The 26,346-nt window shown below is 56.8% G+C and carries 28 protein-coding genes; 15 read left to right on the top strand and 13 right to left on the bottom strand.

What is annotated here, in order from left to right:
• Nucleotides 1–474: 474 nt before the first annotated feature.
• Together dtpA and gstA are read left to right on the top strand one after the other, a co-directional pair.
• Nucleotides 475–1,980, top strand: a complete 1,506-nt coding sequence (gene dtpA / locus C1Y41_RS03860) for a dipeptide/tripeptide permease DtpA (RefSeq protein ID WP_039384176.1) — start codon at nucleotides 475–477, stop codon at nucleotides 1,978–1,980.
• A 168-nt stretch (nucleotides 1,981–2,148) separates the two neighbouring features.
• Nucleotides 2,149–2,754 carry a glutathione transferase GstA gene (gene gstA, locus C1Y41_RS03855; protein ID WP_039384173.1) on the top strand — a complete coding sequence of 202 codons (606 nt, stop codon included), beginning with the start codon at nucleotides 2,149–2,151 and terminating at the stop codon, nucleotides 2,752–2,754.
• A gap of 41 nt (nucleotides 2,755–2,795) precedes the next feature.
• Here the strand turns inward: gstA and pdxY are convergent, their stop codons facing one another.
• From pdxY to anmK, 5 genes are all read right to left on the bottom strand, one after another.
• Nucleotides 2,796–3,656 carry a pyridoxal kinase PdxY gene (gene pdxY, locus C1Y41_RS03850; protein ID WP_039384169.1) on the bottom strand — a complete coding sequence of 287 codons (861 nt, stop codon included), beginning with the start codon at nucleotides 3,654–3,656 and terminating at the stop codon, nucleotides 2,796–2,798.
• Between the two features lie 54 nt (nucleotides 3,657–3,710).
• The gene (gene tyrS, locus C1Y41_RS03845) at nucleotides 3,711–4,985 is read right to left on the bottom strand and encodes a tyrosine--tRNA ligase (RefSeq protein ID WP_039384166.1); all 1,275 of its coding nucleotides are present in this window, start codon (nucleotides 4,983–4,985) and stop codon (nucleotides 3,711–3,713) included.
• Nucleotides 4,986–5,123: 138 nt separating this feature from the next.
• Entirely contained in the window at nucleotides 5,124–5,780 is a 657-nt protein-coding gene (pdxH, locus tag C1Y41_RS03840; protein ID WP_071668777.1) for a pyridoxamine 5'-phosphate oxidase, read from the bottom strand.
• Nucleotides 5,781–5,799: 19 nt separating this feature from the next.
• Nucleotides 5,800–6,129, bottom strand: a complete 330-nt coding sequence (locus tag C1Y41_RS03835; RefSeq protein WP_039384161.1) for an MliC family protein — start codon at nucleotides 6,127–6,129, stop codon at nucleotides 5,800–5,802.
• Between the two features lie 9 nt (nucleotides 6,130–6,138).
• Nucleotides 6,139–7,260: an anhydro-N-acetylmuramic acid kinase gene (gene anmK, locus C1Y41_RS03830; protein ID WP_104085334.1), complete on the bottom strand. Its 1,122-nt coding sequence runs from the start codon at nucleotides 7,258–7,260 to the stop codon at nucleotides 6,139–6,141.
• A gap of 277 nt (nucleotides 7,261–7,537) precedes the next feature.
• Between anmK and slyB the strand changes: the two genes are divergently transcribed.
• Complete coding sequence (gene slyB / locus C1Y41_RS03825; RefSeq protein ID WP_039384159.1) at nucleotides 7,538–8,005, top strand: outer membrane lipoprotein SlyB; 468 nt, start codon at nucleotides 7,538–7,540, stop codon at nucleotides 8,003–8,005.
• A gap of 39 nt (nucleotides 8,006–8,044) precedes the next feature.
• Here the strand turns inward: slyB and slyA are convergent, their stop codons facing one another.
• Nucleotides 8,045–8,482, bottom strand: coding sequence for a transcriptional regulator SlyA (gene slyA / locus C1Y41_RS03820; protein WP_039384157.1), 438 nt, complete (start codon nucleotides 8,480–8,482; stop codon nucleotides 8,045–8,047).
• A gap of 151 nt (nucleotides 8,483–8,633) precedes the next feature.
• Here slyA and C1Y41_RS03815 point away from each other — a divergent pair, with 151 nt between their 5' ends.
• Genes C1Y41_RS03815 through C1Y41_RS03805 form a run of 3 tightly spaced genes read left to right on the top strand, consistent with a single transcriptional unit; the run spans nucleotide 8,634 to nucleotide 11,739 of the window.
• On the top strand, nucleotides 8,634–8,870 hold the full coding sequence (locus tag C1Y41_RS03815; RefSeq protein WP_039384154.1) for a DUF1656 domain-containing protein: 237 nt from the start codon (nucleotides 8,634–8,636) through the stop codon (nucleotides 8,868–8,870).
• Nucleotides 8,871–8,876: 6 nt separating this feature from the next.
• A complete protein-coding gene (locus C1Y41_RS03810; RefSeq protein ID WP_104084803.1) occupies nucleotides 8,877–9,734 on the top strand; it encodes an HlyD family secretion protein in 858 nt (285 codons plus the stop codon).
• A gap of 7 nt (nucleotides 9,735–9,741) precedes the next feature.
• On the top strand, nucleotides 9,742–11,739 hold the full coding sequence (locus C1Y41_RS03805; RefSeq protein ID WP_071668776.1) for an FUSC family protein: 1,998 nt from the start codon (nucleotides 9,742–9,744) through the stop codon (nucleotides 11,737–11,739).
• Here C1Y41_RS03805 and C1Y41_RS03800 read toward each other — a convergent pair whose 3' ends face one another.
• From C1Y41_RS03800 to C1Y41_RS03785, 4 genes are all read right to left on the bottom strand, one after another.
• Nucleotides 11,740–12,207 (bottom strand): hypothetical protein, encoded by a 468-nt coding sequence (locus C1Y41_RS03800; RefSeq protein ID WP_039384148.1) that lies wholly within the window; start codon nucleotides 12,205–12,207, stop codon nucleotides 11,740–11,742.
• A 125-nt stretch (nucleotides 12,208–12,332) separates the two neighbouring features.
• Nucleotides 12,333–12,851, bottom strand: coding sequence for a superoxide dismutase family protein (gene sodC / locus C1Y41_RS03795; RefSeq protein WP_094111264.1), 519 nt, complete (start codon nucleotides 12,849–12,851; stop codon nucleotides 12,333–12,335).
• Between the two features lie 81 nt (nucleotides 12,852–12,932).
• The gene (locus tag C1Y41_RS03790) at nucleotides 12,933–13,829 is read right to left on the bottom strand and encodes an aldo/keto reductase family oxidoreductase (protein WP_039384145.1); all 897 of its coding nucleotides are present in this window, start codon (nucleotides 13,827–13,829) and stop codon (nucleotides 12,933–12,935) included.
• Nucleotides 13,830–13,893: 64 nt separating this feature from the next.
• Entirely contained in the window at nucleotides 13,894–14,163 is a 270-nt protein-coding gene (locus tag C1Y41_RS03785) for a DUF1289 domain-containing protein (protein ID WP_199181671.1), read from the bottom strand.
• A 184-nt stretch (nucleotides 14,164–14,347) separates the two neighbouring features.
• Between C1Y41_RS03785 and eptA the strand changes: the two genes are divergently transcribed.
• From eptA to rnt, 5 genes are all read left to right on the top strand, one after another.
• Complete coding sequence (eptA, locus tag C1Y41_RS03780) at nucleotides 14,348–15,985, top strand: phosphoethanolamine transferase EptA (RefSeq protein ID WP_104084802.1); 1,638 nt, start codon at nucleotides 14,348–14,350, stop codon at nucleotides 15,983–15,985.
• Nucleotides 15,986–16,024: 39 nt separating this feature from the next.
• Nucleotides 16,025–16,627: a TetR/AcrR family transcriptional regulator gene (locus C1Y41_RS03775; protein WP_039384141.1), complete on the top strand. Its 603-nt coding sequence runs from the start codon at nucleotides 16,025–16,027 to the stop codon at nucleotides 16,625–16,627.
• A 41-nt stretch (nucleotides 16,628–16,668) separates the two neighbouring features.
• Entirely contained in the window at nucleotides 16,669–17,766 is a 1,098-nt protein-coding gene (locus C1Y41_RS03770) for an alkene reductase (protein WP_039384139.1), read from the top strand.
• Nucleotides 17,767–17,862: 96 nt separating this feature from the next.
• Nucleotides 17,863–18,270 carry a lactoylglutathione lyase gene (gloA, locus tag C1Y41_RS03765; RefSeq protein ID WP_039384137.1) on the top strand — a complete coding sequence of 136 codons (408 nt, stop codon included), beginning with the start codon at nucleotides 17,863–17,865 and terminating at the stop codon, nucleotides 18,268–18,270.
• A 108-nt stretch (nucleotides 18,271–18,378) separates the two neighbouring features.
• The gene (rnt, locus tag C1Y41_RS03760) at nucleotides 18,379–19,062 is read left to right on the top strand and encodes a ribonuclease T (protein WP_039384135.1); all 684 of its coding nucleotides are present in this window, start codon (nucleotides 18,379–18,381) and stop codon (nucleotides 19,060–19,062) included.
• 38 nt (nucleotides 19,063–19,100) lie between these two features.
• On the opposite strand, the gene C1Y41_RS03755 is transcribed toward rnt, so the two are convergent.
• Nucleotides 19,101–19,433: a Grx4 family monothiol glutaredoxin gene (locus C1Y41_RS03755; protein ID WP_021506217.1), complete on the bottom strand. Its 333-nt coding sequence runs from the start codon at nucleotides 19,431–19,433 to the stop codon at nucleotides 19,101–19,103.
• 352 nt (nucleotides 19,434–19,785) lie between these two features.
• Here C1Y41_RS03755 and C1Y41_RS03750 point away from each other — a divergent pair, with 352 nt between their 5' ends.
• Together C1Y41_RS03750 and purR are read left to right on the top strand one after the other, a co-directional pair.
• Nucleotides 19,786–20,574, top strand: coding sequence for a C40 family peptidase (locus C1Y41_RS03750; protein WP_039384133.1), 789 nt, complete (start codon nucleotides 19,786–19,788; stop codon nucleotides 20,572–20,574).
• Nucleotides 20,575–20,871: 297 nt separating this feature from the next.
• Nucleotides 20,872–21,897 (top strand): HTH-type transcriptional repressor PurR, encoded by a 1,026-nt coding sequence (purR, locus tag C1Y41_RS03745; RefSeq protein ID WP_039384130.1) that lies wholly within the window; start codon nucleotides 20,872–20,874, stop codon nucleotides 21,895–21,897.
• Here the strand turns inward: purR and punR are convergent.
• Nucleotides 21,894–22,805, bottom strand: a complete 912-nt coding sequence (gene punR / locus C1Y41_RS03740) for a DNA-binding transcriptional activator PunR (RefSeq protein ID WP_104085333.1) — start codon at nucleotides 22,803–22,805, stop codon at nucleotides 21,894–21,896. The two genes, purR and punR, sit on opposite strands and share 4 nt — an antisense overlap.
• A gap of 108 nt (nucleotides 22,806–22,913) precedes the next feature.
• Between punR and punC the strand changes: the two genes are divergently transcribed.
• Together punC and cfa are read left to right on the top strand one after the other, a co-directional pair.
• The gene (gene punC, locus C1Y41_RS03735) at nucleotides 22,914–24,107 is read left to right on the top strand and encodes a purine nucleoside transporter PunC (RefSeq protein WP_039384127.1); all 1,194 of its coding nucleotides are present in this window, start codon (nucleotides 22,914–22,916) and stop codon (nucleotides 24,105–24,107) included.
• Nucleotides 24,108–24,379: 272 nt separating this feature from the next.
• Nucleotides 24,380–25,528 (top strand): cyclopropane fatty acyl phospholipid synthase, encoded by a 1,149-nt coding sequence (gene cfa, locus C1Y41_RS03730; RefSeq protein WP_071668774.1) that lies wholly within the window; start codon nucleotides 24,380–24,382, stop codon nucleotides 25,526–25,528.
• 34 nt (nucleotides 25,529–25,562) lie between these two features.
• Here cfa and C1Y41_RS03725 read toward each other — a convergent pair whose 3' ends face one another.
• Nucleotides 25,563–26,219, bottom strand: coding sequence for a riboflavin synthase (locus C1Y41_RS03725; protein WP_039384122.1), 657 nt, complete (start codon nucleotides 26,217–26,219; stop codon nucleotides 25,563–25,565).
• Nucleotides 26,220–26,346 lie beyond the last annotated feature (127 nt).

Here is a 26,346-nt window from a genome sequence, read left to right as displayed (position 1 = left end):
ATTTCTTTTTTCATGCGGCTAATTAATTGGAGAATTTGTGCGCTGGATCAACTAATTAGCTTTCCGGAAACCCCGCCCTGCTCTTTTAGCTCAATAATCAACCTATTATGCTCATAATTCACGCGAAAACAGCAGCATATATCGTATAAATATTCAGCAACAGTCTGTTATTCCGCTTTATGCCTCTCAGGCGGTTTGTTTCAGTAAAGGGGTTTACCAAACTTATGCGCTGCGTGTTTATTCTGTTACAATCGTTTTACACCCTATTAAACACTAAATCATTGCGCTTAGCCGCAGAGATTGCCCTGCCGGCATTCGCTACGCCAGCGTGTAAAAAATGCTTGCCCTGTGGCCCCGATTCAGCCAAATTAGGCGCCGTTTTTCCTTTCTAATAACAATGTTGCGCGGGATGACCCAGACCGACGCAGACTTAATTCCTGTTACAAAACAGGCGATGTATAAACTGAGGTATACGTGTCAACTGCAAACAAACACACTGACGAGGCAGTAAGCCTCAACGCCTTCCGGCAACCTAAAGCATTTTATCTGATCTTCTCTATCGAGCTGTGGGAGCGTTTCGGCTACTACGGCTTACAGGCCATTATGGCCGTCTATCTGGTCAAACAGCTGGGGATGTCTGAAGCGGACTCCATTACGCTGTTTACCTCCTTTAGCGCCCTGGTTTACGGTCTGGTGGCTATCGGCGGCTGGCTGGGTGACAAAGTACTCGGCACCAAGCGCGTCATTGTGCTGGGCGTCATGGTGCTGGCACTCGGCTATGCGCTGATCGCATTTTCCGGGCATGACACCACTCTGGTTTATGTCGGCATGGCGACCATTGCTGTGGGCAGCGGCCTGTTCAAAGCGAACCCCTCTTCGCTGCTCTCCACCTGCTACGCCAAAGACGATCCGCGCATCGACGGCGCATTTACCATGTTCTATATGTCGATCAACATTGGCTCGCTGTTCTCAATGATGCTGACGCCGTGGCTGGCAGCAAAATATGGCTGGGGTGCCGCTTTCTCTCTCTCCGTCGTGGGGCTGGTGATCACGCTGCTTAACTTCCTGTTCTTTAAGCGGCTGGTGAAAGAGTATGGGTCAAAGCCCGACTTTGCTCCGCTGCAGGTGGGTAAACTGCTGCTGACCATCGTGGGCGTTGCAGTGCTGATCGCACTCGCCACCTGGCTGCTGCATCATCAAAGCATTGCGCGCATAACGCTCGGCGTTGTCGCACTGGGCATTGTTCTGATCTTTGCCAAAGAAGCGTTCACGCTGCAGGGTGCCGCGCGCCGTAAAATGATTGTGGCGTTTCTGCTGATGGTGGAAGCGATTGTCTTCTTTGTGCTCTATATGCAGATGCCGACTTCGCTCAACTTCTTTGCGATCCGCAACGTTGAACACGCCATTTTCGGCATCGCGTTTGAGCCGGAGCAGTTCCAGGCGCTGAATCCGTTCTGGATCATGGTCGCCAGCCCGCTGCTGGCCGCAGTCTATAACAAGCTGGGCGATAAGCTGCCGATGCCGCACAAATTTGCCATTGGCATGGTGCTCTGCTCCGGCGCGTTTCTGGTGCTGCCGCTCGGCGCCGGCTTTGCAAATCAGGCAGGTATTGTCTCCGTTAACTGGCTGATCCTGAGCTATGCCCTGCAGAGTATCGGTGAGCTGATGATCTCCGGCCTGGGTCTGGCCATGGTCGCGCAGCTGGTGCCACAGCGTCTGATGGGCTTTATCATGGGCTCATGGTTCCTGACTACCGCAGGCGCAGCAATGATCGCCGGTAAGGTGGCCAACCTGATGGCGGTGCCGCAGGATGTCACCGATCCGCACACTTCCCTGGCGGTCTACAGCCAGGTATTCCAGCAGATTGGTATTGCCACCGGTGTGATTGCCCTGCTGATGCTGGTTACCGCCCCGCTGCTCAACCGCATGACGCAGGATACCGCTGAGGGTGCGCTGAAGCGCGCCGGCGCCAGCGAATAACCGCATCCGGCTCCGCGCTGCGCACGCCTGTTACTGCGCACCGGAGCCGTTTTTCAGCTGATAAGTCCCTTCCCATCTCTCTTTTTCCCTTGTAGTTTACTCAGAGTCCGCTATCCGGCGTGCCATGTTTGTCACGTCACTCATATCATTTGTTGAGGAGATGCAACAATGAAACTCTATTGCAAGCCCGGCGCCTGTTCCCTCTCCCCCCATATCGTCGCCCGCGAATGCGGCCTCGACTTTACGCAGGTTAATGTTGATCTGCAGAAGAAACTGACGGAACAGGGTGAGGATTACTGGCAGATTAACCCTAAAGGTCAGGTTCCGGCGCTGCAGTTTGATGACGGGACGATACTGACTGAAGGCGTGGCGATTGTGCAGTATCTGGCGGATCTCAAACCTGATTACCATCTGCTGGCTCCGACCGGCAGCCTGACGCGCTACCATACGCTGGAGTGGCTGAGCTTTATCAGCAGCGAGCTGCATAAAGGGTTTTCGCCGCTGTTCCGCCCCGATACGCCAGACGCGTACAAACCGCAGCTGCGTGCCCAGCTGGAGAAGAAGTTTCAGCTGGTCAATGCGGCGCTGGAAGACAAGCAGTGGCTGCTGGGCACGCGCTATACCGTAGCCGATATCTATCTGTATGTGGTGACGCGCTGGGCGAAAGCGGTGAAGCTGCAGCTGGATGAGATGCCGGCGCTGGACGCGTGGTTTGCCCGCGTGGGTGAGCGTCCGGCGGTTCAGGCGGCGCTGCAGGCAGAGGGGCTGGCGTAAACAGTGCGACAGGCCGGCGCTGAAACCGGCCTGCCGTGCAGTCAGAGTTTTTCTGCCGCGAAATGCTGCTGCGGCTGCGCGATAGCGTCCTGTGCCGCGACCAGCTGCAGCTCATACTCTCCCATTTCATGGGTTTTCAGCATCACTTCATATACCGCTGCAGTAACATGCTCCAGCGCCTGCTGCAGCGATTTGCCGTGCAGCAGATCCACCAGCAGCAGACCGCTGGTCAGATCGCCTACGCCTACCGGCTGACGCACGCCAAAGTCCACCAGCGGACGGCTGATATGCCAGCACTCATCAGCGGTAACCAGCAGCATCTCAAAGCGGTCGCTGCGCCGGCCGGCACGGGCCAGATGTTTAACCAGCACCACTTTCGGTCCCTGCGCAATCAGCAGACGCGCCGCATCCACCGCCTGCTCAACGTCAGCCACCGTCTGTCCGCTCAGCATCTCCAGTTCAAGCAGGTTAGGTGCAATCAGATCGCTGGCGGGCAGCGCCTGTTTGCAGTGAAACTCCGCTACGCCCGGTGCCACAATACAGCCTTTCTCAGGATGCCCCATCACCGGATCGCAGAAAAACCAGGCGTCCGGGTTGGCGGCTTTGACTTCACGCACAATCGCCAGAATCTGCTCGCCCTGTTCGGCTGAACCCAGGTAACCGCTGAGTACGGCATCACAGGTTTTAAGGCGATCGATGGCGGCGATACCTTTGACGATATCGGTCAGATGGCTGGCCGGCATCACCGTACCGGTCCAGTGACCATACTGCGTGTGATTAGAAAACTGAACGGTATTGAGCGGCCAAACGTTTGCGCCCATGCGGCGCATCGGGAACTCTGCCGCGCTATTACCGGCGTGGCCAAACACCACGTGAGACTGAATTGCGAGAATATTTTTCATTATAACCCTGTACTGCCTTGCCATGAAAAAGGGCCGGAAACCGGCCCTGACACCTTACTGCCAGTTTATCAGGCAGTAGTGTTTTTTGCCGCGACGCAGCAGCGTAAAGCGGCCAAACAGCTTGTCGCTGTCGCTGAAACGATACTCGGCATCCGCCTGTTTTTCTCCGTTCACAGAGACCGCATTAGAGCCGATCATCGTCCGGGCCTGGCCGCGCGACGGCACCAGCTCTGCGGCAACCAGCGCCTGCTGCAGATCGTCTTCCGCGCTGAGCGTGATAACCGGCATGCCGTCCTGTGCCAGCTGCTCAAAGTCTGCTTCGGTCATGTCGCTCAGGCTGCCTGAGAACAGGCTCTCGGTGATCCTTCTGGCCGCAGCCAGTCCTGCATCACCGTGCACCAGGCGCGTAACCTGCTCGGCCAGCACGTACTGGGCGCGTGGCGCTTTGCCGCTGTTTTTGTCCTCTTCTTCGAGCGCGTTAATCTCATCCAGGCTCATAAAGGTAAAGAACTTCAGGAAGCGGTAGACATCTGCGTCAGCGGTGTTGATCCAGAACTGGTAAAACTTGTAAGGACTGGTTTTTTTCGCATCCAGCCAGACCGCGCCGCCTTCTGTTTTACCGAACTTGGTGCCATCTGATTTTGTAATAAGCGGCACGGTCAGGCCAAAGGCCTGCTGCTGATGCAGACGACGGGTCAGGTCGATACCGGAGGTGATATTTCCCCACTGATCGGAGCCACCAATCTGCAGCACCACGCCATAACGCTTGTAAAGCTCGGCAAAATCGTAGCCCTGCAGCAGGTTGTAAGAGAACTCCGTGTAGGAGATCCCCTGATCCTCACGATTCAGACGCTGTTTAACCGCTTCCCGGTTGATCATCTGATTAACAGAGAAGTGCTTGCCGATATCGCGCAGGAAAGTCAGCACGTTCATGCCACCAAACCAGTCGTAGTTGTTAGCCGCGATAGCGCTGTTATCGCCGCAGTCAAAGCTAAGGAACGGGGCAACCTGGTTGCGGATCTTCTCTACCCACTCGCCTACGGTTTCACTGGTATTGAGTTTACGTTCCGCGGCTTTAAAGCTGGGATCGCCAATCAGACCGGTGGCTCCACCCACCAGCGCAACCGGCTTGTGGCCGGCATCCTGAAAACGCTTCAGGCAGAGCAGCGGCACCAGATGGCCCAAATGCAAGCTGTCAGCGGTAGGGTCAAAGCCGCAATAGAGGGCAATTGGCCCTTGCGCCAGTCGCTCTGCTAACGCTTCTTCATCCGTTACCTGGGCCACAAGGCCACGTTCCTGCAATTGTTGTATCAGGTTACTGCTGGTCATCACTGACTCCAAATTGATCGGGCTGCACCTGGGCTGGTACACAGCTTTCCGCTACGATGCGGAGACGAAAAAAAAGAGGGCTATAGCATAAAGCGCTGACGCTCACGGCGCCAGCGCTGAAACGGGGAAAAGCGGGTTTTACGGTGCTAACCGGTCAATCGTCCAGCCATTCTCACTGCGCTGATAGAGAAAACGATCGTGCAGCCGGTGTTCGCCGCCCTGCCAGAACTCAATGGCAGAAAACCGCACGCGGTATCCGCCCCAGAACGAGGGCAGCGGGACGTCGCCCTGCTGAAATTTCTGCGTAAGTTCCAGAAACTTGCTCTCCAGTACGCTGCGCGCAGAGATACGGCTCGACTGTTTAGAAACCCAGGCACCAATCTGGCTGTCGCGGGGGCGGCTATGGAAATATTTTATGACCTCCAGCGGCGAGAGCTTCTCCGCCTCGCCCAGCACCATCACCTGACGCTCCAGAAAGTGCCACGGGAGATGCAGCGAGATGCGCGGGTTTTCTGCCAGCTGCAGCGCTTTACGGCTGCCAAGGTTGGTATAAAAGACAAAGCCTGCAGCATCGTAGTGCTTGAGCAGCACAATGCGCTGATAAGGCTGACCGCTGCTGTCTACCGTCGCCACCGTCATGGCGGTGGGATCGGGCAGCTGCGCGGCACACGCCTGCTGCAGCCACTGTTCAAACAGGACCAGAGGATCGTCCGGCAAATCTTTGCGCCGCAAGCCGCCGCGGGTATATTCCCGGCGCAGATGGGCAATCTGTTGCAGGCTGTCGCTGTCGCTCATAGCGTCTCTCTTAATCGTATTAAGACCGGTTGGTGTTCGCCGCGTCCTGCAGTTCGCAGTCGTTGATAATGATTCTGTCATTGCGCTCAACAAAAGCGCTGTTGCCTTTCGACCAGAAAACGTAGTGGTCGTCACTGTAGCGCGCGCCCGACGCGGAGACGGTCTGTTTCAGCGTCAGCGGCTTGCCATCAAGAATAAAGCTGACCTCTTCTTTGCTGTTATCCAGCGTGACCGTCAGCGGCAGCGTGCCGCACTGGTAGTGCAGCGTTTCGGGCTGCGGGGCCGGCTTCTGCAGCATACCGCAGCCGCTCAGTGCCAGGCAGCCCGCTGCCAGCATATATCTCTTCATTACTTCTCCTTATCGTGTCGGCCGGCTATTTGCCGGATAGATAGCACCCAGCACGCTCATTTCACGCGCCCCGGTGACCGCAGGCAGATTGCCTGGCAGGCCAGAGAGGGTCCGGAACGCCAGCCAGGCAAAGGCCAGCGCTTCCATATCATCGCCGCTGACGCCCGCGGCATCGGTAGTGGTCACCTCGGTGCCGGGAAGATGCGCCGCGAGCCGCCCCATGAGCAGCGGATTGCGGCCACCTCCGCCGCACACCAGCAGACGGTCACAGCCGTTACTGAGCTGGATCTGCTGTGCAATTGTCAGCGCCGTCAGTTCGCTTAGCGTAGCCTGCACATCCTCCGGTGCCAGCGCAGGAAAAGCCTGTAGCTGACGCTCTATCCAGTCAGGATTAAAGTACTCACGCCCGGTGCTTTTCGGCGGCGGCAGCGCAAACCAGGGATCGTTCAGCATCTGCTCCAGCAGCGCGGGTACCACCTGCCCGCTGGCGGCCCAGGTCCCGTTATGATCGTAGCTTACCCCCTGATGACGCCAGATCCAGGCATCAATCAGCATATTGCCGGGTCCGGTATCAAAGCCCCGCACCGGCTGCCCCGGGATCAGCAGCGACAGGTTAGCGATGCCGCCAATATTCAGCACCATGCGGCGTTCACTGCTGTCCATGAGCAGCGCCTGATGAAACGCAGGCACCAGCGGCGCACCCTGCCCGCCCAGCGCCATATCGCGCCGGCGAAAATCGCCGACTACGGTCACGCCGGTGGCGGCGGCAATCTGGTTATTATCGCCAATCTGCAGCGTATTAGGGGCGATGCTGCCGGGTTCATGCCAGACGGTCTGACCGTGGCAGCCGATAGCCACAATGTCATCGGCTTCCAGCGCCTGCTGACGCATCAGGGTGACCACCGCTTCAGCAAACAGCTTACCCAGCTCGGTGTCCAGCTGCCCGAGCTGCGACAGCGTCAGCGGCTGTCCCTGGCATATAGCCAGTACCCGCTGCCGCAGTGCGGGCGGAAACGGGTGACAGTAGCTCGCCTGCTGCGCCACCATGTGACGGTCGATCGCCGCCAGCACCACGTCCACGCCATCCAGACTGGTGCCTGACATCACTCCTATATAGCGTCCTGACTTTATCACGATAGCTCCTCGTTATCCGGCGGGCGCCGGCGCCGGCACTCTGCTGATGCCGCCTTTCTAATATGATGATAACTTTCTGCTTTTCACTCTGCCATGCGCAGTGCAGCAGAGCAGAAATATTTTTACCGGCGGATTGAATTTTTGTTGATGAGGCATACTCTATGCTGCGACTCTGGTACTGATTGTGCGGCATGGCATCCATGCGTCGCTTTCTGTCTTATACTCTGTGCAGAGCAGGATGAGAACATGGCGTTTTTTATAAAGGAGCTTTCTGATGATTAAGCGTTTCATAGCCGTGGCCCTCGCTGGTGTAACGCTGGCAGGCTGTGTCAGCAATGACACCCTCTCAGGCGATGTTTACAGCGCCAGTGAAGCCAAGCAGGTCCAAAATGTGTCATACGGCACGCTGGTGTCAGTGCGCCCGGTTAAGATTCAGGGTGGCGATGACAGCAATGTCATTGGTGCAATTGGCGGTGCGGTGCTGGGTGGTTTCCTGGGTAACACCATCGGTGGTGGTGCAGGTCGCAGCCTGGCGACGGCGGGCGGTGCGGTGCTGGGCGGCGTTGCGGGCCAGGGCGTACAGGGTGCCGTTAACAAATCTAACGGCGTTGAGCTGGAAATCCGCAAAGACGATGGTAATACCATCATGGTCGTGCAGAAGCAGGATGCGAGCCGCTACTCACCAGGCCAGCGCGTGGTACTGGCCTCTAACGGCAGCCAGGTCACAGTCTCTCCGCGCTAACTCTGACGCGCAAAAAAACCGACGCCTGGCGTCGGTTTTTTATTTTTCGCGATGCTGTAATTCGAGAATATTTTTCTCAAGCCGCGCAATCAGCGTGACCATCTGATTGATCTCCTCGGCGCTGATGCCAGCCAGGATATCGTCGCGGGTTGCATCAATAACGTGCTCTACCTGCCCGATAATCGGTGCGGCTTCTTTGGTCAGCCTGATGCGTTTCGCCCGCCGATCGTTTGCGCAGGTAGAGCGGGTGATCAGTCCCTTCTCTTCCAGCTGATCCAGCGTGCGCACCAGCGAAGGCTGCTCAATACCGATCGCTTTAGCCAGCTGGATCTGCGACTGTTCTGGCGGAAGTTGATGAATATTATGCAAAGTCACCCAGTGCGTTTGTGTCAGCTCCAGCGGCTTCAGGCGCTGATCGATTAACGCGCGCCAGATGCGCACCAGGCGCGACAGGTCGGTTCCAAGTGGCGTATCCATTTCATCTCCTTATAATTAGCTTGCTAGCTATCAAGCCAGATTTTACACTATTTTGCGAGTTTACAGGACAAAATACAAATAGCAGGCCAGACGTAGTGGATATCGCTACGCTTATCATGACATTGCCTGAGTCAACAAAGGATGATGACACATGCCCACCCCTGATTTTCCTGCAGCAGCGCCCCTGACCGATCTGGTCTTTGGTGCCTCACTGCTGTTTCCGCCGCTGTTTAAGGCCGTGCTGCTCGGCTTTTTTTTCTGGCTGCTGATCCATCCTCTGCTGCGCGACCGGCTCTATGCCGGTGATATCTGGCACCCCACTCTGCTGGATCTCTCACTGTTTGTGCTTTGCGTGTCAGCCGCGCTGTGGCTGGTGCAATATGGATAACCGACCATGACCTTTAATCCCCTGAAATATTTCTCGACCCTGATTGTTTTTGCGCTGGCGCTGCTGGCCGCCTGGTGGATGTGGAATACCTACATGCAGGCGCCCTGGACACGCGACGGCAAAGTGCGCGCTGAACTGGTTGATGTGACGCCTGAGATCTCCGGCCGCATTACTCAGCTGCGAGTGCGGGACAATCAGCGCGTACACAAAGGCGACGTGCTGCTTGAGCTTGATGCAAAACCGTGGCAAATCGCGGTAGCGAGCGCTGAAGCACAGCTGGCGAAAGCACAGAGCGATCTGGCAAAAGCGCAGCATGAAGCGCGGCGGCGGGCAGAACTGCCGCGTAATGTTATTTCAGCAGAAGATCGGGATATCGCTCAGCTAACCGCTGAAGCGGCTGCCGCTACGGAGAAAGCGGCGCAGGCGACGCTGGATCAGGCGCGCTGGAATCTGCAGCAGACCACACTGACGGCTCCCACCGATGGCTGGATAACCAATCTGACGCTGCGTCCTGGCAACTATGCGACGGCGGGAACACCGCTGTTTGCACTGGTTGACAGTCATTCATGGTATGTCGTGGGCTATTTTGAAGAGACTAAACTGCGCCATATCCAGCGCGGTGCCGCAGCGCGAATTGCGCTCTATAGCGATGGCACCCGGCTGCAGGGAGAAGTAGAAAGCATCGGCAGCGCTATCTACGACCAGAGCGTAGCGACCGACAGCGGCCTGGTGCCGGATATCAAACCCAATGTTCCCTGGGTGCGGCTGGCGCAGCGGGTACCGGTACGTATCCGGCTGACGCAGCTGCCCGCTAATGTCCGGCTGGTTGCGGGCACCACCTGTACCATCTCTGTTGCGCACTGAGGCGAGCATGAAACTGCACTGGCTGGCGTGGCATAACCTGCCCTGGATCAGAGCCACACGCGGTGAATGGCGGAGCGCCCTGCGCATTAGCCTGGCGATGTGCCTGGCCCTGACTATGGCGTATCTGCTGCAGCTGGATGAGCCCTACTGGGCGATGACGTCGGCGGCGGTCGTGAGCTTTCCCGGACTGGGGGGTGCAATCAGTAAAAGCCTGGGGCGGATCGCCGGCAGCCTTACCGGCGCGCTCGCCGCGCTGCTGATTGCCGGTCACACGCTAAATGAGCCATGGCTGTTTGCTTTTTTTATGGCCAGCTGGCTGGCGCTCTGCACCTGGATCGCCAGCCATTATCAAAACAATGTCGCTTACGCTTTTTCCCTCGCTGGCTACACCGCCGCTATCATCGCGTTCAGCAGCGTTAACGTCAGCGACACGGCTGAGCTCTGGACGATTACCCAGGCGCGCGTCTGTGAAGTCATCACCGGTATTCTCTGTGCGGGCATAATGCTGATGCTGCTGCCCGCTACCTCAGATGGCAGCCATCTGATGCGCTCGCTGCAGCAGATGCATCAGCGTCTGCTGCAGCACGCACGTTTGCTGCTGCAGGAGCGCGGCGAAACAGCCCATCTTGCTCATGAGCAGGTTATCAGTGAAATTCTGACCATGAATCTGCTGCGCATTCAGGCATTCTGGAGCCATTACCGCTACCGCCGGCAGAATAGCGTGCTGAACTATGTGCTCCACCAGCAGCTGCGGCTGACCAGCATGCTCTCAGGCCTGCGCCGTATGCTGCTCAACTGGCCCGATGCACCGGACGACGTGCAGGAGGCGTTAGCGCAGGTGCTGGAGCAGCTTACCCGGCCGCAGTGCGATAAATATTGCATCGCGCGCATCCTGAGCCGCGTGACGCCGCCTGACAGCGGTGATTTTCGTCAGCGCGCTTTTGTCACGCGTCTGCATACCTTCTGCCGCCTCTGGCTGGACGTGCAGCGCTGGATCCGTCTGCTGCAGCACCCCGAAACCGGCGTCCGTTTTCAGCCACCGCGCGTTCCGGCACTGTCGCGTGAAGCTGACAGCGTTGAGGCGGCCTGGAGCGCCCTGCGCACGTTTACCGTTATTATGCTGGGCTGTGCTTTCTGGATTGTTACCCGCTGGGAATCGGGTGCCGCAGCGCTGACGCTGACGGCTATCGCCAGCGTACTTTACGCCTCAGCCCCTTCGCCCGGCGGCAGCGTTCTGCTGCTGCTGCGTACTCTGCTCTGGCTGTCGCTGTTCAGTTTTCTGTTTCAGTATGGATTGATGGTGCAGATCAATGCGCTGGGCGGGTTTTTAGCCGTGCTTTTTCCGCTACTGCTGACGCTGCAGCTCTTCAGGTTACAGCAGAAAAAACGGGCGGCGCTGTGGGGGCAGTTCATTGTGTTCATGGGATCGTTTATCGCCGTCACCAATCCGCCTGAGTGGGATTTTCAGCGTTTTATTAATGACAACCTGGCAAAGGTGTGCGGCGTGTTGCTGGCGTGGATGGCCTTTCAGCTGCTGCGGCCGGGTTCTGATATGCGCCGCAGCCGCCGTTATATCCACGCTATTCGTTACGCTTTTCTCGACCAGCTGCGCAGACGACCACGCCTGAGCGAATATCGTTTTGAATCACATATCTATCACCATATCGGCCAGCTGACGCAGAGCCGCGATGCGCAGGCCCGTCTCTGGCTGCTGCGCTGGGGCGTTGTTCTGCTGAACTGCTCGCATATTGTCTGGCAGCTGCGCCAGTGGCAGCCTGCGGATAGCGCGCTGGCGCAGCTGCGCGACCAGAGTATTCAGGATCTGCACCCGATCATGAGCCGGCGCGGCGTGCAGCATCGCGCCCTGGAGCAGACGCTGCAGGCGCTTGATAAACAGATATCCCGGCCCGGTTCAGAGGTCAGCGGTGAAGCGAATACGCTGGCAGGCATGTTATGGCAGCTTCGCTGTGCGCTGGCTCAGCTGCAGCAGGCGCTGCCGGAGTAATTACCGGCAATATTTTGCCCACTGATTCTGAAAATCGGTTTGCAGCTGCGCCAGCGTTTTACGATCTTCAAACCGGCTTTTATCCTGTTCGCTCTCCGGCCTGATCACCAGCGCTTTTTCATCATAAGAGTAGATAAAGCGGCGGGTCAGCGTGGTTCCGGTAAAGCTGCGCCCCTGAATTGAGCCGCAGACCACCGGGATAGTCTGCGTATAGATCGCCGTATTGAGGAAATTGGTTTCGCTGGCGCTACGCAGCACGTTCTGGCAATGGTGCTTTTCCAGCTGCTGCACGCTGTGCGGCGTCAGCCACTCCCGGCCGCGGGCGATATGCTCGCAGCTGGCGCGCAGCGGACTGGTATCTATATTGCGCTGCAGCTGACGGCTGGCGTCGAGACGCAGCTGCGTATCCCTGGGCCGATCGCACCCTGCAAGTAACAGTGCCAGCAGCACTATCCCTAAGCTTTTCATTCCTGCCCCTGAGTGGTTCCCTGACTGTATCGCTATGATAGAGCGGAATAATCGTCCTGAGTAGCATTAAACGGTGTCAGAATTTTATTGCAGCGGGCAGCCCTTGCTGCGCTACCCGCGGTTGATCAGATTACGCCACAGGCAAGACGCGCCCCTCCGCCTCCCAGCGGTTCAGGATGATCGGCATGGTTATCACCGCCCACGTGAACCATCAGCGCCTTACCTTTAATATCACTGAGCGATTTCAGACGCGGCGCAACCACCGGATAGCTGGCTTTGCCGTCATCTGTAACATAGAGGGCCGGCAGATCGCCGAGGTGCCCGTCGGCATAAGGACCGAGATGTTTGCCGCTGTTCTGCGGATCAAGATGGCCACCTGCAGCGCCGGCTGCCACGGTTTTCCCCTGCGACTCGCCAGGTTCACAGCTGCCTTTAGCATGCACATGGAAACCATGGATGCCCGGTTTCATACCGGATAACGCCGGGGTAAATTGCAAACCGTAGTCCGTTTCCGTAATGGTCACTTTACCCACGGCCTCGCCGACGCCCTGGGCGGAAACCTGATGCAGCGTGACCTCCTGAGAAGCAGCGCTGGCACCGGCCGAACAGGCCAGCGTAATAAGAGCAATAAGCGTTCTTTTCATAACGTCTCCTTACGGTTGATAGACCCGATAAGTCTGGACGCTTTTTGCCCGCGCTGCTGCAGTTTGACGAAGCTTTACGCTTCAGGGCACATCGTAGCCGAGCGCGGCTTTACGGATACGGAACCACTGCTGGCGATTAAGCGTCAGCGCAGCCGCCTCTGCCGCCTGACCGATGCGGCCGGTTTTACCGGAGCCGATGATCGGCAGTGGCCGGGATGGCAGCATCATAATCCAGGCATAGACCACCTGCTCAATCGTGGCCGCACCGATCTCCCGCTGAACCTGGCTCAGCTCGTCGCGCAGCGGCTGGTAGTGTGGATCGCTGAACAGACGGCCGCCGCCGAGGCAGGACCACGCCATAGGACGCATCCGCGCCTGCTGACACTGATCGAGCGTGCCATCCAGCAGCGCGGTCTGCTCCAGCGGCGAGATCTCCAGCTGGTTGGTCACCAGCGTAAACGGCAGGCGCGACTGCAGCAGCGAAAACTGCGCCGGGGTAAAATTTGAGACGCCAAAATGACGCACTTTACCGCTCTGGTGCAGCTGCATAAACGCTTCGGCCACTTCATCGGCATCCATTAGCGGATCGGGACGATGGATCAGCAGCAGGTCGAGGTAGTCAGTCGCAAAATGCGTGAGCGAGTTTTCCGCACTGCGAAGAATGTGGCTGGCATCGGTGATATAGTGTCCGATCTGATGCTCAGGTTTGGCCCGCGTTGCGATGCCGCACTTAGTCACAATCTGCAGCTGTTCGCGCAGCTGTGGCGCCAGGCGCAGCGCAGCGCCAAACGCCGCCTCGCACTGATAGTCACCGTAGATATCCGCATGATCGACCGTGGTCAGCCCGAGGGAGAGATGATACTCAATGAATGAGACCAGCTGCTGTGGTGTCATCCCCCACTCCATTAACCGCCAGTAGCCGACCACCAGAGGAGAGAACGCCGGCCCCTGAGGGGAGATAGCCTGTGGTTGTAACATAACAAAACTCCCTGCATTGAATGTTAAAAAAGGGAGTATAACGAAATGAGGACAGAAGCGGCGTTTAAAACAGCGAGGGCTGCTGCGGATCCTGATCCGCATCCGGTTTTTGCTGACGCTGCAGGCGCAGATAGCGCTGCCGGCACAGCCTTAGCACTTCACGCTTCTGCGCATCGCTGAAGCGCATCCAGTTAAAACGCTCTTCACGACTTCGCAGGCAGCCGCGACAATAGCCGCGCGCATCGGTCTGACAGATGCCGCGACAGGGGCTGGGTACCGGGAAAAACTCGAGTTGTTCAGCCACATCTGCCTCTGATTCGCTACGGGATAACATAGTGATAACAGTTTCCGCGTGAACTGCAAGCTGCGGTGCTAAAAGAAAGCGTGCCTGCCCGGCTCTCTGATCTAATCAATAAGTGTTATTTAACTTTAACAATAACGTCATCTGAAGTGCGTTTAAGGTTATCCTCAGATTTCTTCTCTACTGTGCGTCCATTCTGACTTGATAATGAACCTCAATGAAACCTGCCATTAAGTTACAGTGTCACGAAAACCGGTTTAATCTGCTGGCTGCCCTGCTGTTCGCGCTGATTCTGAACGCGCTGTTTCTGCAACAGGCGTGGAAAATCATCACCTATACCCGTCTGCACGACTACCTTTTTGCTGCCAGCATGCCGGTCGTGCTGACGGCCGCATTTTATCTTCTGTTTTGCCTGTTTGCCTGGCCATGGGTTCGCAAGCCACTGCTGATCGTACTGGTACTGATCAGTGCAGCAGCCAGCTACTTTATGTTCAGCTTTGGGACGGTAATCGACACCAATATGGTGGCCAACGTCTTTGAATCCAGCGTACAGGAGGCGGGTGCGCTGGTAAGCCCGCGCTGGCTGGTCTGGATGCTGCTGATGGGGTTGCTGCCGGTGCTGCTTATCGCCTTCGTGCGCGTCAGGCGCAGTCAGCGCTGGTGGTGGAGCATCCTGCAGCGGCTGGCGGGAGCGCTGGGGGCGCTGCTGGTGATCCTGCTGATGGCTGCCCTGTTCTACAAAGATTATGCGTCGCTGATCCGTAACAACAAAGGGCTGGTAAAAATGATCACGCCAGCCAATGTGATTAGCGGTGCTGGCCATTATGTCGATAAGCGCTATCTGCAGGGCAGCCAGGCGCTGATTAAAATCGGGCAGGATGCCCGCAAAGGCCCGCTGATCGCGCAGGCAGCTAAAAAAACCCTGGTGGTGCTGGTTGTGGGAGAAACGGCACGCGCGGAGAACTTTTCGCTGGGCGGCTATGCGCGCCAGACCAATCCGGAGCTGCAGAAGCAGCAGGTGATTTACTATCCGCATGCGACCTCCTGCGGCACCGAGACGGCGGTTTCTGTACCCTGCATGTTCTCGGTGATGCCGCGCGAGCATTACGATGCTGACCTGGCACATCACCAGGAGGGCGTACTGGATGTGCTGGCGCACGCCGGAGTCAGCGTATTGTGGCGCGAGAATGATGGTGGCTGTAAAGGCGCCTGCGACCGCGTGCCGCACACTGACATGACGCAGTGGTCGTTACCGCAATACTGCCATAGCGGATTCTGCCTCGATGACGTGCTGCTGCACCGCTTCGATAACTACGTTGACAGTTTACATAACGACAGCGTGATCGTGCTGCATCAGATGGGAAGCCACGGCCCGGCCTACTATCTGCGCTATCCGGCTGCGTTCCGTCGTTTTACACCCACCTGCGACAGTAATCAGATTCAGGATTGCGATCCGCAGGCGCTGGTCAACACCTATGACAATACCCTGCTTTATACCGACAGCATGCTTAGCCAGACTATCGACAAGCTAAAAGCGCTGAGCGACCGCTTTAACGTGGCGCTGGTTTATCTTTCGGATCATGGTGAGTCGCTGGGCGAACACGGTATGTACCTGCACGGCGCGCCCTGGATGCTCGCCCCGTCACAGCAGACGCATATTCCGCTGCTGATGTGGTTCTCACCCGGCTATGCCAGCGCGTTTCATCTGGATGAAAGCTGTCTGCGGCGGCAGGCCGCAACGCAACCGGTCTCCCAGGATAACCTGTTTCATACGCTGCTGGGCCTGTTTGACATCCGGACGCAGGTTTATCAGCCGCAGCTGGATATGATCAAATCGTGCCAGCAGAAAAGCTGACGCTTGCATTAGACCGACTGGTCTACTAGGCTTTTGCTCATGAATAAAAGTGTGCAACGTAATGAAACCCGTGAACACCTGCTCGCTACCGGCGAGCAGGTTTGTCTGCAGCGCGGCTTTACCGGAATGGGACTTAACGAAGTACTCACGCTGGCGGCCGTGCCGAAAGGGTCCTTCTATTACTATTTCCGCTCTAAAGAGGCGTTTGGCGTTGCGCTGCTGGAGCGCTATTTCGTCAATTATCTGCAGCAGATCAATCAGCAGCTGACGCTGCCATCCCTGCCTGCACGTCAGCGGCTGCTGGCGCATTTTCGTTCAGGCCGGCAGCTGTTTGCTGAGCAGGGGCTTATTATGGGCTGCCTGGGCGTCAAGCTGTCGGCTGAGGTATGCGATCTCTCAGAGCCGATGCGCGATGCGCTGCAGCGCGGCGCCAGCGCCATTATTGCCGCTTACGCACACTGCCTGACCGAGGCAGCGGCTGAACAGCCGCTGCTATTTAATCAGACTCCGGTGCAGCTTGCGCAGCGTTGCTATCTGCTCTGGCTGGGCGCCAGTCTGCAGAGCAAAATTTCCCGCGAACCAGATCCGATTAATCTGGCACTCAGCACTATCGAACAGTGGCTTAACGGCCCGCATTTTTAAAACAGATGTTTATAGACGACCGGTCTAATAGAGGAATTACTATGGCGAGCAAACAGCTATTTTCCCCGCTGAAAGTGGGTGCAGTTACCGTTCCTAACCGCGTATTCATGGCACCGCTGACGCGGCTGCGCAGCATTGAGCCGGGTGATGTTCCCACGCCGATGATGGCTGAGTACTACCAGCAGCGTGCCGGAGCGGGCCTGATTATTACTGAAGCGACGCAGGTCTCTTTTCAGGCTAAAGGCTATGCGGGCGCACCAGGCCTGCATACGCAGCAGCAGATTGATGCATGGAAGATGATCAACGAAGGCATTCACGCTGCTCAGGGCCACGTTGCGGTCCAGCTGTGGCATACCGGCCGCATTTCACATTACAGCGTGCAGCCAGAAGGCAATGCACCGGTTGCGCCTTCTGCCCTGCCAGCCGGTACCCGTACCTCGCTGCGCGCCGCTGACGGCAGCGTGTATCGCGAAGAGACCTCCGTGCCGCGCGAACTGACCGTCGATGAAATTAAACAGATTGTGCAGGATTTCGGCCAGGCTGCAGCCAATGCCCGCGAGGCTGGCTTTGACCTGCTTGAGCTGCACTCAGCGCACGGCTATCTGATGCACCAGTTCCTGTCGCCTGACTCAAACAAGCGCGACGACGAGTATGGCGGCTCGATTGAAAAGCGCGGCCGCTTTGCGCTGGAAGTTGTGGATGCAGCGATCGCCAACTGGTCTGCCGATCGCGTCGGGATCCGCGTTTCACCTGTCGGGGCGTTCCAGAACCTGGAAAATGGCCCGGACGAAGAGGAAGCTGCGCTCTGGTATATCAGTGAACTGGGCAAACGCGGCCTGGCCTATCTGCACCTTTCTGAGCCAGACTGGGCGGGTGGCAAACCTTACACTGATGCGTTCCGCGAAAAAGTCCGCACGGCTTTCCCCGGTGTGATCATCGGTGCCGGCGCCTACAGCGTGGAAAAAGCGGATGATTTGATCGCGCGCGGCCTGATTGATGCCGTGGCGTTTGGCCGCGACTTTATTGCCAACCCGGACCTGGTTGCCCGCCTGCAGCAGGATGCTCCGCTTAACCCGCAGCGCCCGGAGAGTTTCTACGGCGGCGGTGCGGAAGGTTACATCGACTACCCGACGCTGTAACCGGCAGCTGCCGCATAACGATGCGGCAGCCCCGTCACCCGCTATACTTGTACTGTTTCTGCGTCAAAATCTGACCATGTTAAAAAAGAGGATGTTATGCGTTTACTTCACACCATGTTACGCGTTGGCGATCTGCAACGCTCAATTGACTTCTATACCCGCGTGCTGGGTATGCGCGTGCTGCGTCAGAGTGAAAATGCAGAATATAAATATACTCTGGCATTTGTTGGCTACACCGAAGAGAGCGAAGGTGCGGTCATTGAGCTGACCTATAACTGGGGTACGGAAAAATATGACCTTGGGAACGCCTATGGTCACATCGCGCTGGGCGTAGACGATGTCGCCGCAACCTGCGAGCGCATCCGTAGCGCGGGCGGCAACGTAACCCGTGAGGCGGGCCCGGTTAAAGGTGGCAGCACGATTATTGCGTTTGTTGAAGATCCCGATGGCTATAAAATTGAGCTGATTGAAAACAAGCATGCCGGTAATGGCCTTGGTAACTGATGCCTGACGCCAGCCCGCAAATTTGCGGGCTGGTTTTTCTCATCTGCTGCACCCTCCCGCCTTTTTTGCCATAATGCGCGCTGCCCTTTTCACTGCTATGAGATCCTGATGTCTGAATCGAACGCCCAGAACGCCCTTAACCAACGCTTTCGCGGCTTTTATCCGGTAGTTATCGATGTCGAAACCGCCGGTTTTAATGCGCAGACTGATGCGCTGCTGGAGATTGCCGCCACGACCCTGAAAATGGATGAGGATGGCTGGCTGCAGCGTGACGAAACCCAGCATTTTCACATTGAACCCTTTGCAGGTGCCCTTCTTCATCCTGAAGCGCTGGCGTTTACCGGTATCGATCCTGCGAACCCGCTGCGCGGCGCAGTGAGCGAATATGAAGCGCTGCACGCCATCTTTAAACAGGTGCGCAAAGGGCTTAAAGAGAGCGGCTGCAACCGGGCGATTATTGTGGCGCATAATGCCAACTTTGATCACAGCTTCGTTACGGCGGCGGCTGAGCGCGCCAGCCTGAAACGCAACCCCTTTCATCCGTTTGCCACCTTTGATACGGCGGCGCTGAGCGGGCTGGTGCTGGGACAGACGGTGCTGGCAAAAGCGTGCAAGGCGGCAGGTATCGATTTTGACAGCACGCAGGCGCACTCGGCGCTTTATGATACAGAGCAGACGGCAATGCTGTTTTGCGAGCTGGTAAACCGCTGGAAACGTTTAGGTGGCTGGCCGCTGGCGCTAAATGACGCTGAGGCAGAGAGCGAAGCGTCAGGCGAAAGCGCGGCAGAGTAAGAGAATGAAAAAGGCCGGCACAGCGCCGGCCTTTTAATTTATTCCGCTTCTTTGTGTTTCTCAGCGGTTTCTTTGATCAGCGGCTGAAGTTCACCGCGCTGGAACATCTCAACGATGATGTCGCAGCCGCCGACCAGCTCCCCATCCACCCACAGCTGCGGGAAGGTTGGCCAGTTAGCGTATTTTGGCAGTTCAGCACGGATATCAGGATTCTGCAGGATATCAACATACGCGAAGCGTTCGCCACAGGCAGAGAGCGCCTGAACAGCCTGAGCTGAGAAGCCGCAGCTTGGCAGTTTTGGCGATCCTTTCATATACAGCAGGATCGGGTTTTCTGCGATCTGGCGCTGAATTTTTTCAACAGTACTCATTTTTGCCTTCCTTAATTCTTCACTTCGTGTTTGTTTATTGTAGCGACTTCATCCCGCGACTGAAATCGGGAATTTGCCTCGCTGCGGCATGAATCGCCATGTTTGTTAAGTTTGCCGCCACGGGCGTATGACGAAGTGTGTATTAATACACGATTAGCAATAAATATGCTGCGTTAACCGCCTGAAACCGCTCATTTTTGCTGCACAGCCCTTGTGTTGATGGATTTAATAAAAAAGACCTTACCTTTTGTAAAAAAAGTGGATTAGAATCAATCCGGCGCTGATCGCTGATCAGAATTTTCTAATATTGCCGCGGTCTGCTTCTGCAGCCTGCCGAACCTGTAACCGGACTATGCGTTTACTGATTACGCTTTTCATACTGGCTTTTGCTCAGCTGTTTTTTAACGTGGCCGCTGCTTCACCGCACAAGCCGGTTAACGCCAGCCTGCAGAAAGCGGAGAAAAAGAGTGCGCGCGACGATGAGCGCCGCAAACGACGTCCGGTTAAAACCTCGGCTAAAAAAACACGCGTCACGCCCGTACAAAAAGTTAAATCGAAAAAAAGCCTGCACGCAGAACCGCCTGCGACTTCCCGTACCGCCCGTAAAAAAGCGCCCGCCCTCTCCGCCAGCAAAAAATATGGTCATCAGCGTACCAGCCGGAAAATAGCGGCCGCGGAAGAGAGTACCGATGCGCTGACCGGTATCAGGCTCAGCAAATCCCACCGTCTGCGCTACCAGAAGGCGCGTGAAACCGCCATGACTAAACTTATGGGCCAGCTGGGCAAACCTTATCAGTGGGGTGGCACCTCTCCGCTTACCGGATTCGATTGCAGTGGCCTGGTCTGGTACGCCTACAAAGATCTGGTCCGTTTCAAACTGCCGCGCACGGCCAACGAAATGTATCATCTGCGCGATGCCGCTCCCATCAAGCGCGAAATGCTGGAGAAAGGGGATCTGGTGTTTTTCCGCATCAATAATCGCGGTACAGCCGATCATGTTGGCGTTTATCTGGGTAACGGCAAATTTATTCAGTCGCCGCGTACCGGCAAGGATATTCAGATCAGCGCGCTGGGTGAAGATTACTGGCAGAAGCACTATGTTGGCGCACGCCGCATGATGACACCTAAAACCATTCGTTAGCGGTTGCGCAACACGCCGCGCGCGTTTTGGCCTGAACACATACCGGCTGCCGTAATCTAAATATTTTCGCCTGACCTCAGGTAAAAATCTCGTTTTATGCCCCTCACCTTGCTAGAATCGCCGCCTTTCGTTGCGCAACACCTTTTGCGCACGCTGCTGTCATTATCTGTTACGGTTAATTACTCGCCTTAAATCAGCCATTTTTATGCTGAAACCGGGCAGAAAACCCTGCGCAGACGCAAACGTTTAACACTATACTTATCATAAAGTTGCGATAGGTTTAAGAGGTCCATTTTCATGGCAACAATTAAAGATGTGGCAAAACGCGCTGGCGTATCAACGACCACGGTTTCGCACGTCATCAATAAAACGCGCTTTGTCGCTGAAGAGACGCGTAATGCCGTGTGGGAGGCGATTAAAGCGCTGCACTACTCTCCCAGCGCCGTGGCGCGCAGCCTGAAGGTTAATCACACGAAAACATTGGGTCTGCTGGCGACATCCAGCGAAGCCCCCTACTTTGCTGAAATCATTGAAGCGATTGAAAACCACTGCTTCGCTCAGGGCTATACGCTGATTCTGGGCAATGCGCACAATGACCTGCAAAAACAGCGCGCCTATCTGTCGATGATGGCGCAAAAGCGGGTAGATGGCCTGCTGGTGATGTGCTCTGAGTATCCGGACGATCTGCTTCAGATGCTGGAAGAGAATCGCAATATTCCGATGGTGGTCATGGACTGGGGCGCTTCCCGCGGTGATTTTACCGATACCGTGCAGGATAACGCCTTTCAGGGCGGCTATCTGGCCGGCCGTTACCTGATCGAGCGGGGTCATCGCGATATTGGCGCTATTCCGGGCCAGCTGGAGCGCAATACCGGCGGCGGACGGCACGCCGGCTTCCTGCAGGCGATGCAGGAAGCGGGGATCGCGGTGCGTGCGGAGTGGATCGTACAGGGCGATTTTGAGCCGGAGTCGGGTTATCAGGCGATGCAGCAGATCCTGAGCCAGAAGCAGCGGCCTACCGCTGTGTTCTGCGGCGGCGATATTATGGCAATGGGCGCCATCTGCGCTGCTGATGAGATGGGCCTGCGCGTACCGCAGGATATTTCGGTGATCGGCTATGATAATGTGCGCAACGCCCGCTACTTTACGCCGGCGCTGACGACGGTGCATCAGCCCAAAGCTCAGCTGGGTGAGAAAGCGCTGGAGATGCTGCTGGACCGCATTACCAGTAAACGTGAAGAGCCGCAAACAATTGAAGTTCAGCCCAGTCTGATTGAGCGTCGCTCCGTCGGGGATGGTCCGTTTCGCGACTATCGCCGCTAAGCGCGGCGCTCGCTGAGCCACTCATGGTTTAGCGTCTCAGCATCCCCCAGGTATTCCAGCAGCCAGGTCAGCGCCGCCGACGCCCGCTGCTCGGCCCAGCTGACGCAGCAGGGACTCTCCGGAAAGGGCTGCGGTAATATCAGCTCCACCAGCGCGCCGCTATCCAGTAGCGGCCGCGCCAGATGTCCCGGGATCATCCCCACGCACAGGCCAGCCTGCAGGCAGTCGATTCCGGTTTCCCACTCCGGCACCACCAGCCGGCGCTGATTATCCAGCGTCCAGGTCATGCGGCGCGGCAGCGCGCGCGACGTATCTTCCAGCACCAGCGACGGCCAGGCGCGCAGCGCCTCTTCGTCAGGATGCGCGCTCTGCGCCAGTGGATGATCCGGACTGACCACGCAGCGCCAGTTAAGGGCGCCCATATCCTGAAAAGCAAAGCGTCCGCCAACCGGGATCGCCTGCGTGGCGCCGATGGCTACGTCAACCCGGCCATCGGCCAGCGCATCCCATACGCCGTTAAACACTTCATAGCTGATGATCAGCTCCATATCGGGAAAGTGGCGATAGAAATCTTTCACCAGCTGGCGCGTGCGCTGCGGCTTGACGATACAATCAACGGCAATAGTGAGCTGGCCGCGCCAGCCGTTGGCCAGCTGCTGACACTGGCGTCGCGTTGCCAGCATTTTTTTGATAACAGAGCGGCCTTCTCGCACAAAATGCTCGCCGGCCGGCGTCAGGACCACCTCCCGATGCTGGCGTTCAAACAGCTCCACGGCAAGCCAGCTCTCCAGCTGCCTGATGGTATAGCTGATAGCAGAAGGCACGCGGTGCAGCTCCTGCGCTGCCGCGCTGAAACTGCCGGTGCGGGCGACGGCATCCGCCACCTCAAGTGCATATTCAGACCACATATTTTTGCCTTCAAAAAATTTAACAGCACTCTGCAAATATTAGCGTTTCACAAAGCTGACTGCACCCTTTTACACTCCTTCGCGTTTCCCTGCCGAATGAGAAAAATAGTGATGTCATCTAAAGGATTTCTGCCCTATCTGGCGCTGCTGAGCATGCTCGGCTTTCTCGCCACGGATATGTATCTGCCCGCATTCAGCGACATGCAGCGTGATTTTGCCACCGCTCCGGGTGTTATCAGCGCCAGCCTGAGCCTGTTTCTGGCGGGCTTTGCCTGTGCGCAGGTGGGCTGGGGACTTCTCTCTGACCGCATTGGCCGCAAACCGGTTTTACTGGCGGGCCTCTCAATCTTTGCCCTGAGCTGTCTGGCCATGCTATGGGCCGACAACGTCTGGCTGATGCTGGCGCTGCGCTTTATTCAGGCTGTGGGCGTCTGTGCCGCCGCCGTGAGCTGGCAGGCGCTGGTTATCGATCGCTACCCTAAAGCGCAGGCCAATAAAGTGTTTGCCACTATCATGCCGCTGGTGGCGCTCTCTCCTGCTCTGGCTCCGCTGCTGGGTGCCTGGCTGATGAGTCATTTTCACTGGCGCACTATTTTCCTGGTGCTGACGCTGATTACCCTGGTGCTGCTGGCAGGTACCCTCAGACTTCGCTCGCCGCGTATCTCTCAGGCGGCGCGCGGCGATCAGCCGGGCTGGCTGACGCTGCTCGCTACCCGCGCCTACAGCGGCAACGTGCTGATTTACTCCGCCTGCTCTGCCAGCTTCTTTGCCTGGCTGACGGGTTCACCCTTTATTCTGGCGGCCGCGGGCTTAACCCCGGCCGATATCGGGCTCAGCTATGTGCCGCAGACGATTGCCTTCCTTATTGGCGGTTTTGGCTGTCGTGCGCTGCTTAATCGCTTTCAGGGCGCGCAGCTGCTGCCCTGGCTGCTGCTGATTTACAGTCTGAGCATTATGAGCCTCTTTGCCGTTGCGCTGCTTCCCGCGCCGTCGCTTTTTGGCCTGCTGCTGCCTTTCTGCGGTATGGCGCTGGCAAACGGCGCTATCTATCCGATTGTGGTTGCCAGCGCGCTGGCGCCGTTCCCGCACGCCAGCGGTAAAGCTGCAGGTTTACAGAATCTGCTGCAGCTTGGCTTATGCTTCCTTGCCAGCCTGATTGTCTCGGCTGGTTTGCAGCAGGCGCTTTATCACACTACGCTGGTAATGGTAAGTACGGTGGTGCTCGCCTGGATGGGCTTCGTCTGGCAGCGCGCAACAGCTAAATCAGCCGATATCGCCCATCCCTGCGAAGACAACGCATAAGCCGGTCTGGTGCTATTTTGCCAGAGAGCGATCCGCCCGCATTCGCGCCGCGGGTCGCTATCTCTTCTGACATTCATAACAATAACAGCGCTCCCGGTCTTTCCGGGACAGCATCTGCGTGCGGCCAGGCCGCTGCGCATTGCGTGAGTCCGGACTATTCATACCTCTGTTAATGTGGTTTAGCTGCGCACGGCACCACCCTGCGTTCTTTCACAGACCTGATGCAGATCCTTCTGTTTCCCAGGTCATATTTACAAGGTGATGGAGAAGCTATGAGTTCATCATGTGCAGAAGCAGTCACTCCCGAAGAGAATCCGTGGTTTCGTATTGCCCGGGAGTTACTTGAACAGGCAGATATTCGCGTTAATGGTTCACGACCGTGGGATATTCAGGTTCATCATGCTGACTTTTTTAAGCGCGTGATGCAGGAAGGCTCACTGGGTCTGGGCGAAAGTTACATGGATGGGTGGTGGACGTGTGAACGACTGGATATGTTTTTTCATCGCGCGCTCAGACATCATCTCGATCATCAGCTGCCGCACCACTTTAAGGATACGCTGCGTATCGCCGCTGCCCGGCTGACCAATCTGCAATCAAAAAAACGCGCCTGGCAGGTCGGCAGAGCGCACTACGATTTGGGTAATGACCTGTTCAGCCTGATGCTGGACCCGTTTATGCAGTACTCCTGCGGCTACTGGCCTCATGCGCAAACGCTGGAAGCGGCGCAGGAAGCCAAGCTGGATCTGATCTGCCGCAAACTGCAGCTTGAACCCGGCATGTCTCTGCTGGATATCGGCTGCGGCTGGGGCGGGCTGGCGGAGTTTGCTGCCCGCCGCTACGGTGTCAGCGTATATGGCGTCACTATCTCCCAGGAGCAGCAAAAGATGGCACAGCAGCGCTGCGCCGGACTGGACGTCACGATACTGCTGCAGGATTATCGCGACCTTGAGCAGCAGTTTGACCGCATCGTTTCCGTCGGGATGTTTGAGCACGTTGGCCCGAAAAATTATGCGACCTACTTCAGGGTGGTTAACCGCAACCTGAAACCCGGCGGCCTCTTTCTGCTGCACACCATCGGGGCGGTAAGAACCGATATGCGGGTAGATCCGTGGATCGATAAATATATTTTCCCGAACGGCTGCCTGCCCTCTGTGCGACAGATAGCGGACGCCAGCGAGCCTTATTTTATTATGGAAGACTGGCACAACTTCGGGACCGATTATGACACCACGCTTATGGCGTGGCATACGCGTTTTTTGGCGGCGTGGCCGCAGCTCTCTGCCCGCTATGATGAGCGTTTTAAGCGTATGTTCAGCTACTATCTCAATGCGTGTGCTGGTGCCTTTCGCGCCCGGGATATTCAGCTGTGGCAGGTGATGTTCAGTCGCGGCTATGAAGGCGGGCTGCGCGTTGCGCGCTAGGTTAAAAAGGCGCGCTGCGCGCCTTTACTGAAGTTTATTCTGCCGGTCCGGCCGGCGCTGTTGCTGCGGCAATCAGGGCGGCTTCACGCTGCGCCATAACGCGCTCAACGGTATCCACAATCGCCTGCGTTTGCGGATCGATTTCGATATTGACCTTATGCCCCAGCTTTTTGCTTCCCAGCGTGGTGCGCTCCAGCGTTTCCGGGATCAGGTGGACGCAGAATTTGGTTTTGGTCACATCGCCGACCGTCAGGCTGATGCCATCAATACCGATATAGCCTTTGCGCAGAATATATTTTATCTGTTCTGCATCCTGCAGTCTGAACCAGACTTCGCGGTTATTTTCCGACTGAATAATTTTGCAGATTTCAGCGGTGGTCATAATATGACCCGACATCAGGTGTCCGCCAATTTCATCGCTGAATTTAGCCGCACGCTCAATATTGACTCTGTCACCCACCTGCAGCGCACCCAGATTGGTAATGCGCAGCGTCTCTTTAATCAGGTCAAAGCTGACCCGATCCTCTTCGATGGCCGTTACGGTCAGGCAGCAGCCGTTGTGCGCTACAGACGCCCCCAGCTCCAGCCCTGGCAGCAGGGCTGCATCAAGACGTACAGTATGAGTGCGAAACAGCTCTTTCTCTTCAATGGCGACAATTTCCGCCACGCCCTGCACAATACCCGTAAACATAACTATCCTCTCCACGCGTTTGTCTTAGCTTATCACAGCCTGCCAGCACAACTTAATTTGCGCATGCGCAATGGTTGCATAAAAGGCAAATAAATTTGTTATCATTATTTGTTCCGCGTGCGGGCTC

Source organism: Pantoea sp. ICBG 1758 (genome assembly GCF_002928325.1).
GTDB lineage: Bacteria > Pseudomonadota > Gammaproteobacteria > Enterobacterales > Enterobacteriaceae > Pantoea > Pantoea eucrina.
The sequence above is the reverse complement of the archived record's forward strand: the minus strand, read 5'-3'. Positions and strand labels throughout refer to the sequence as shown.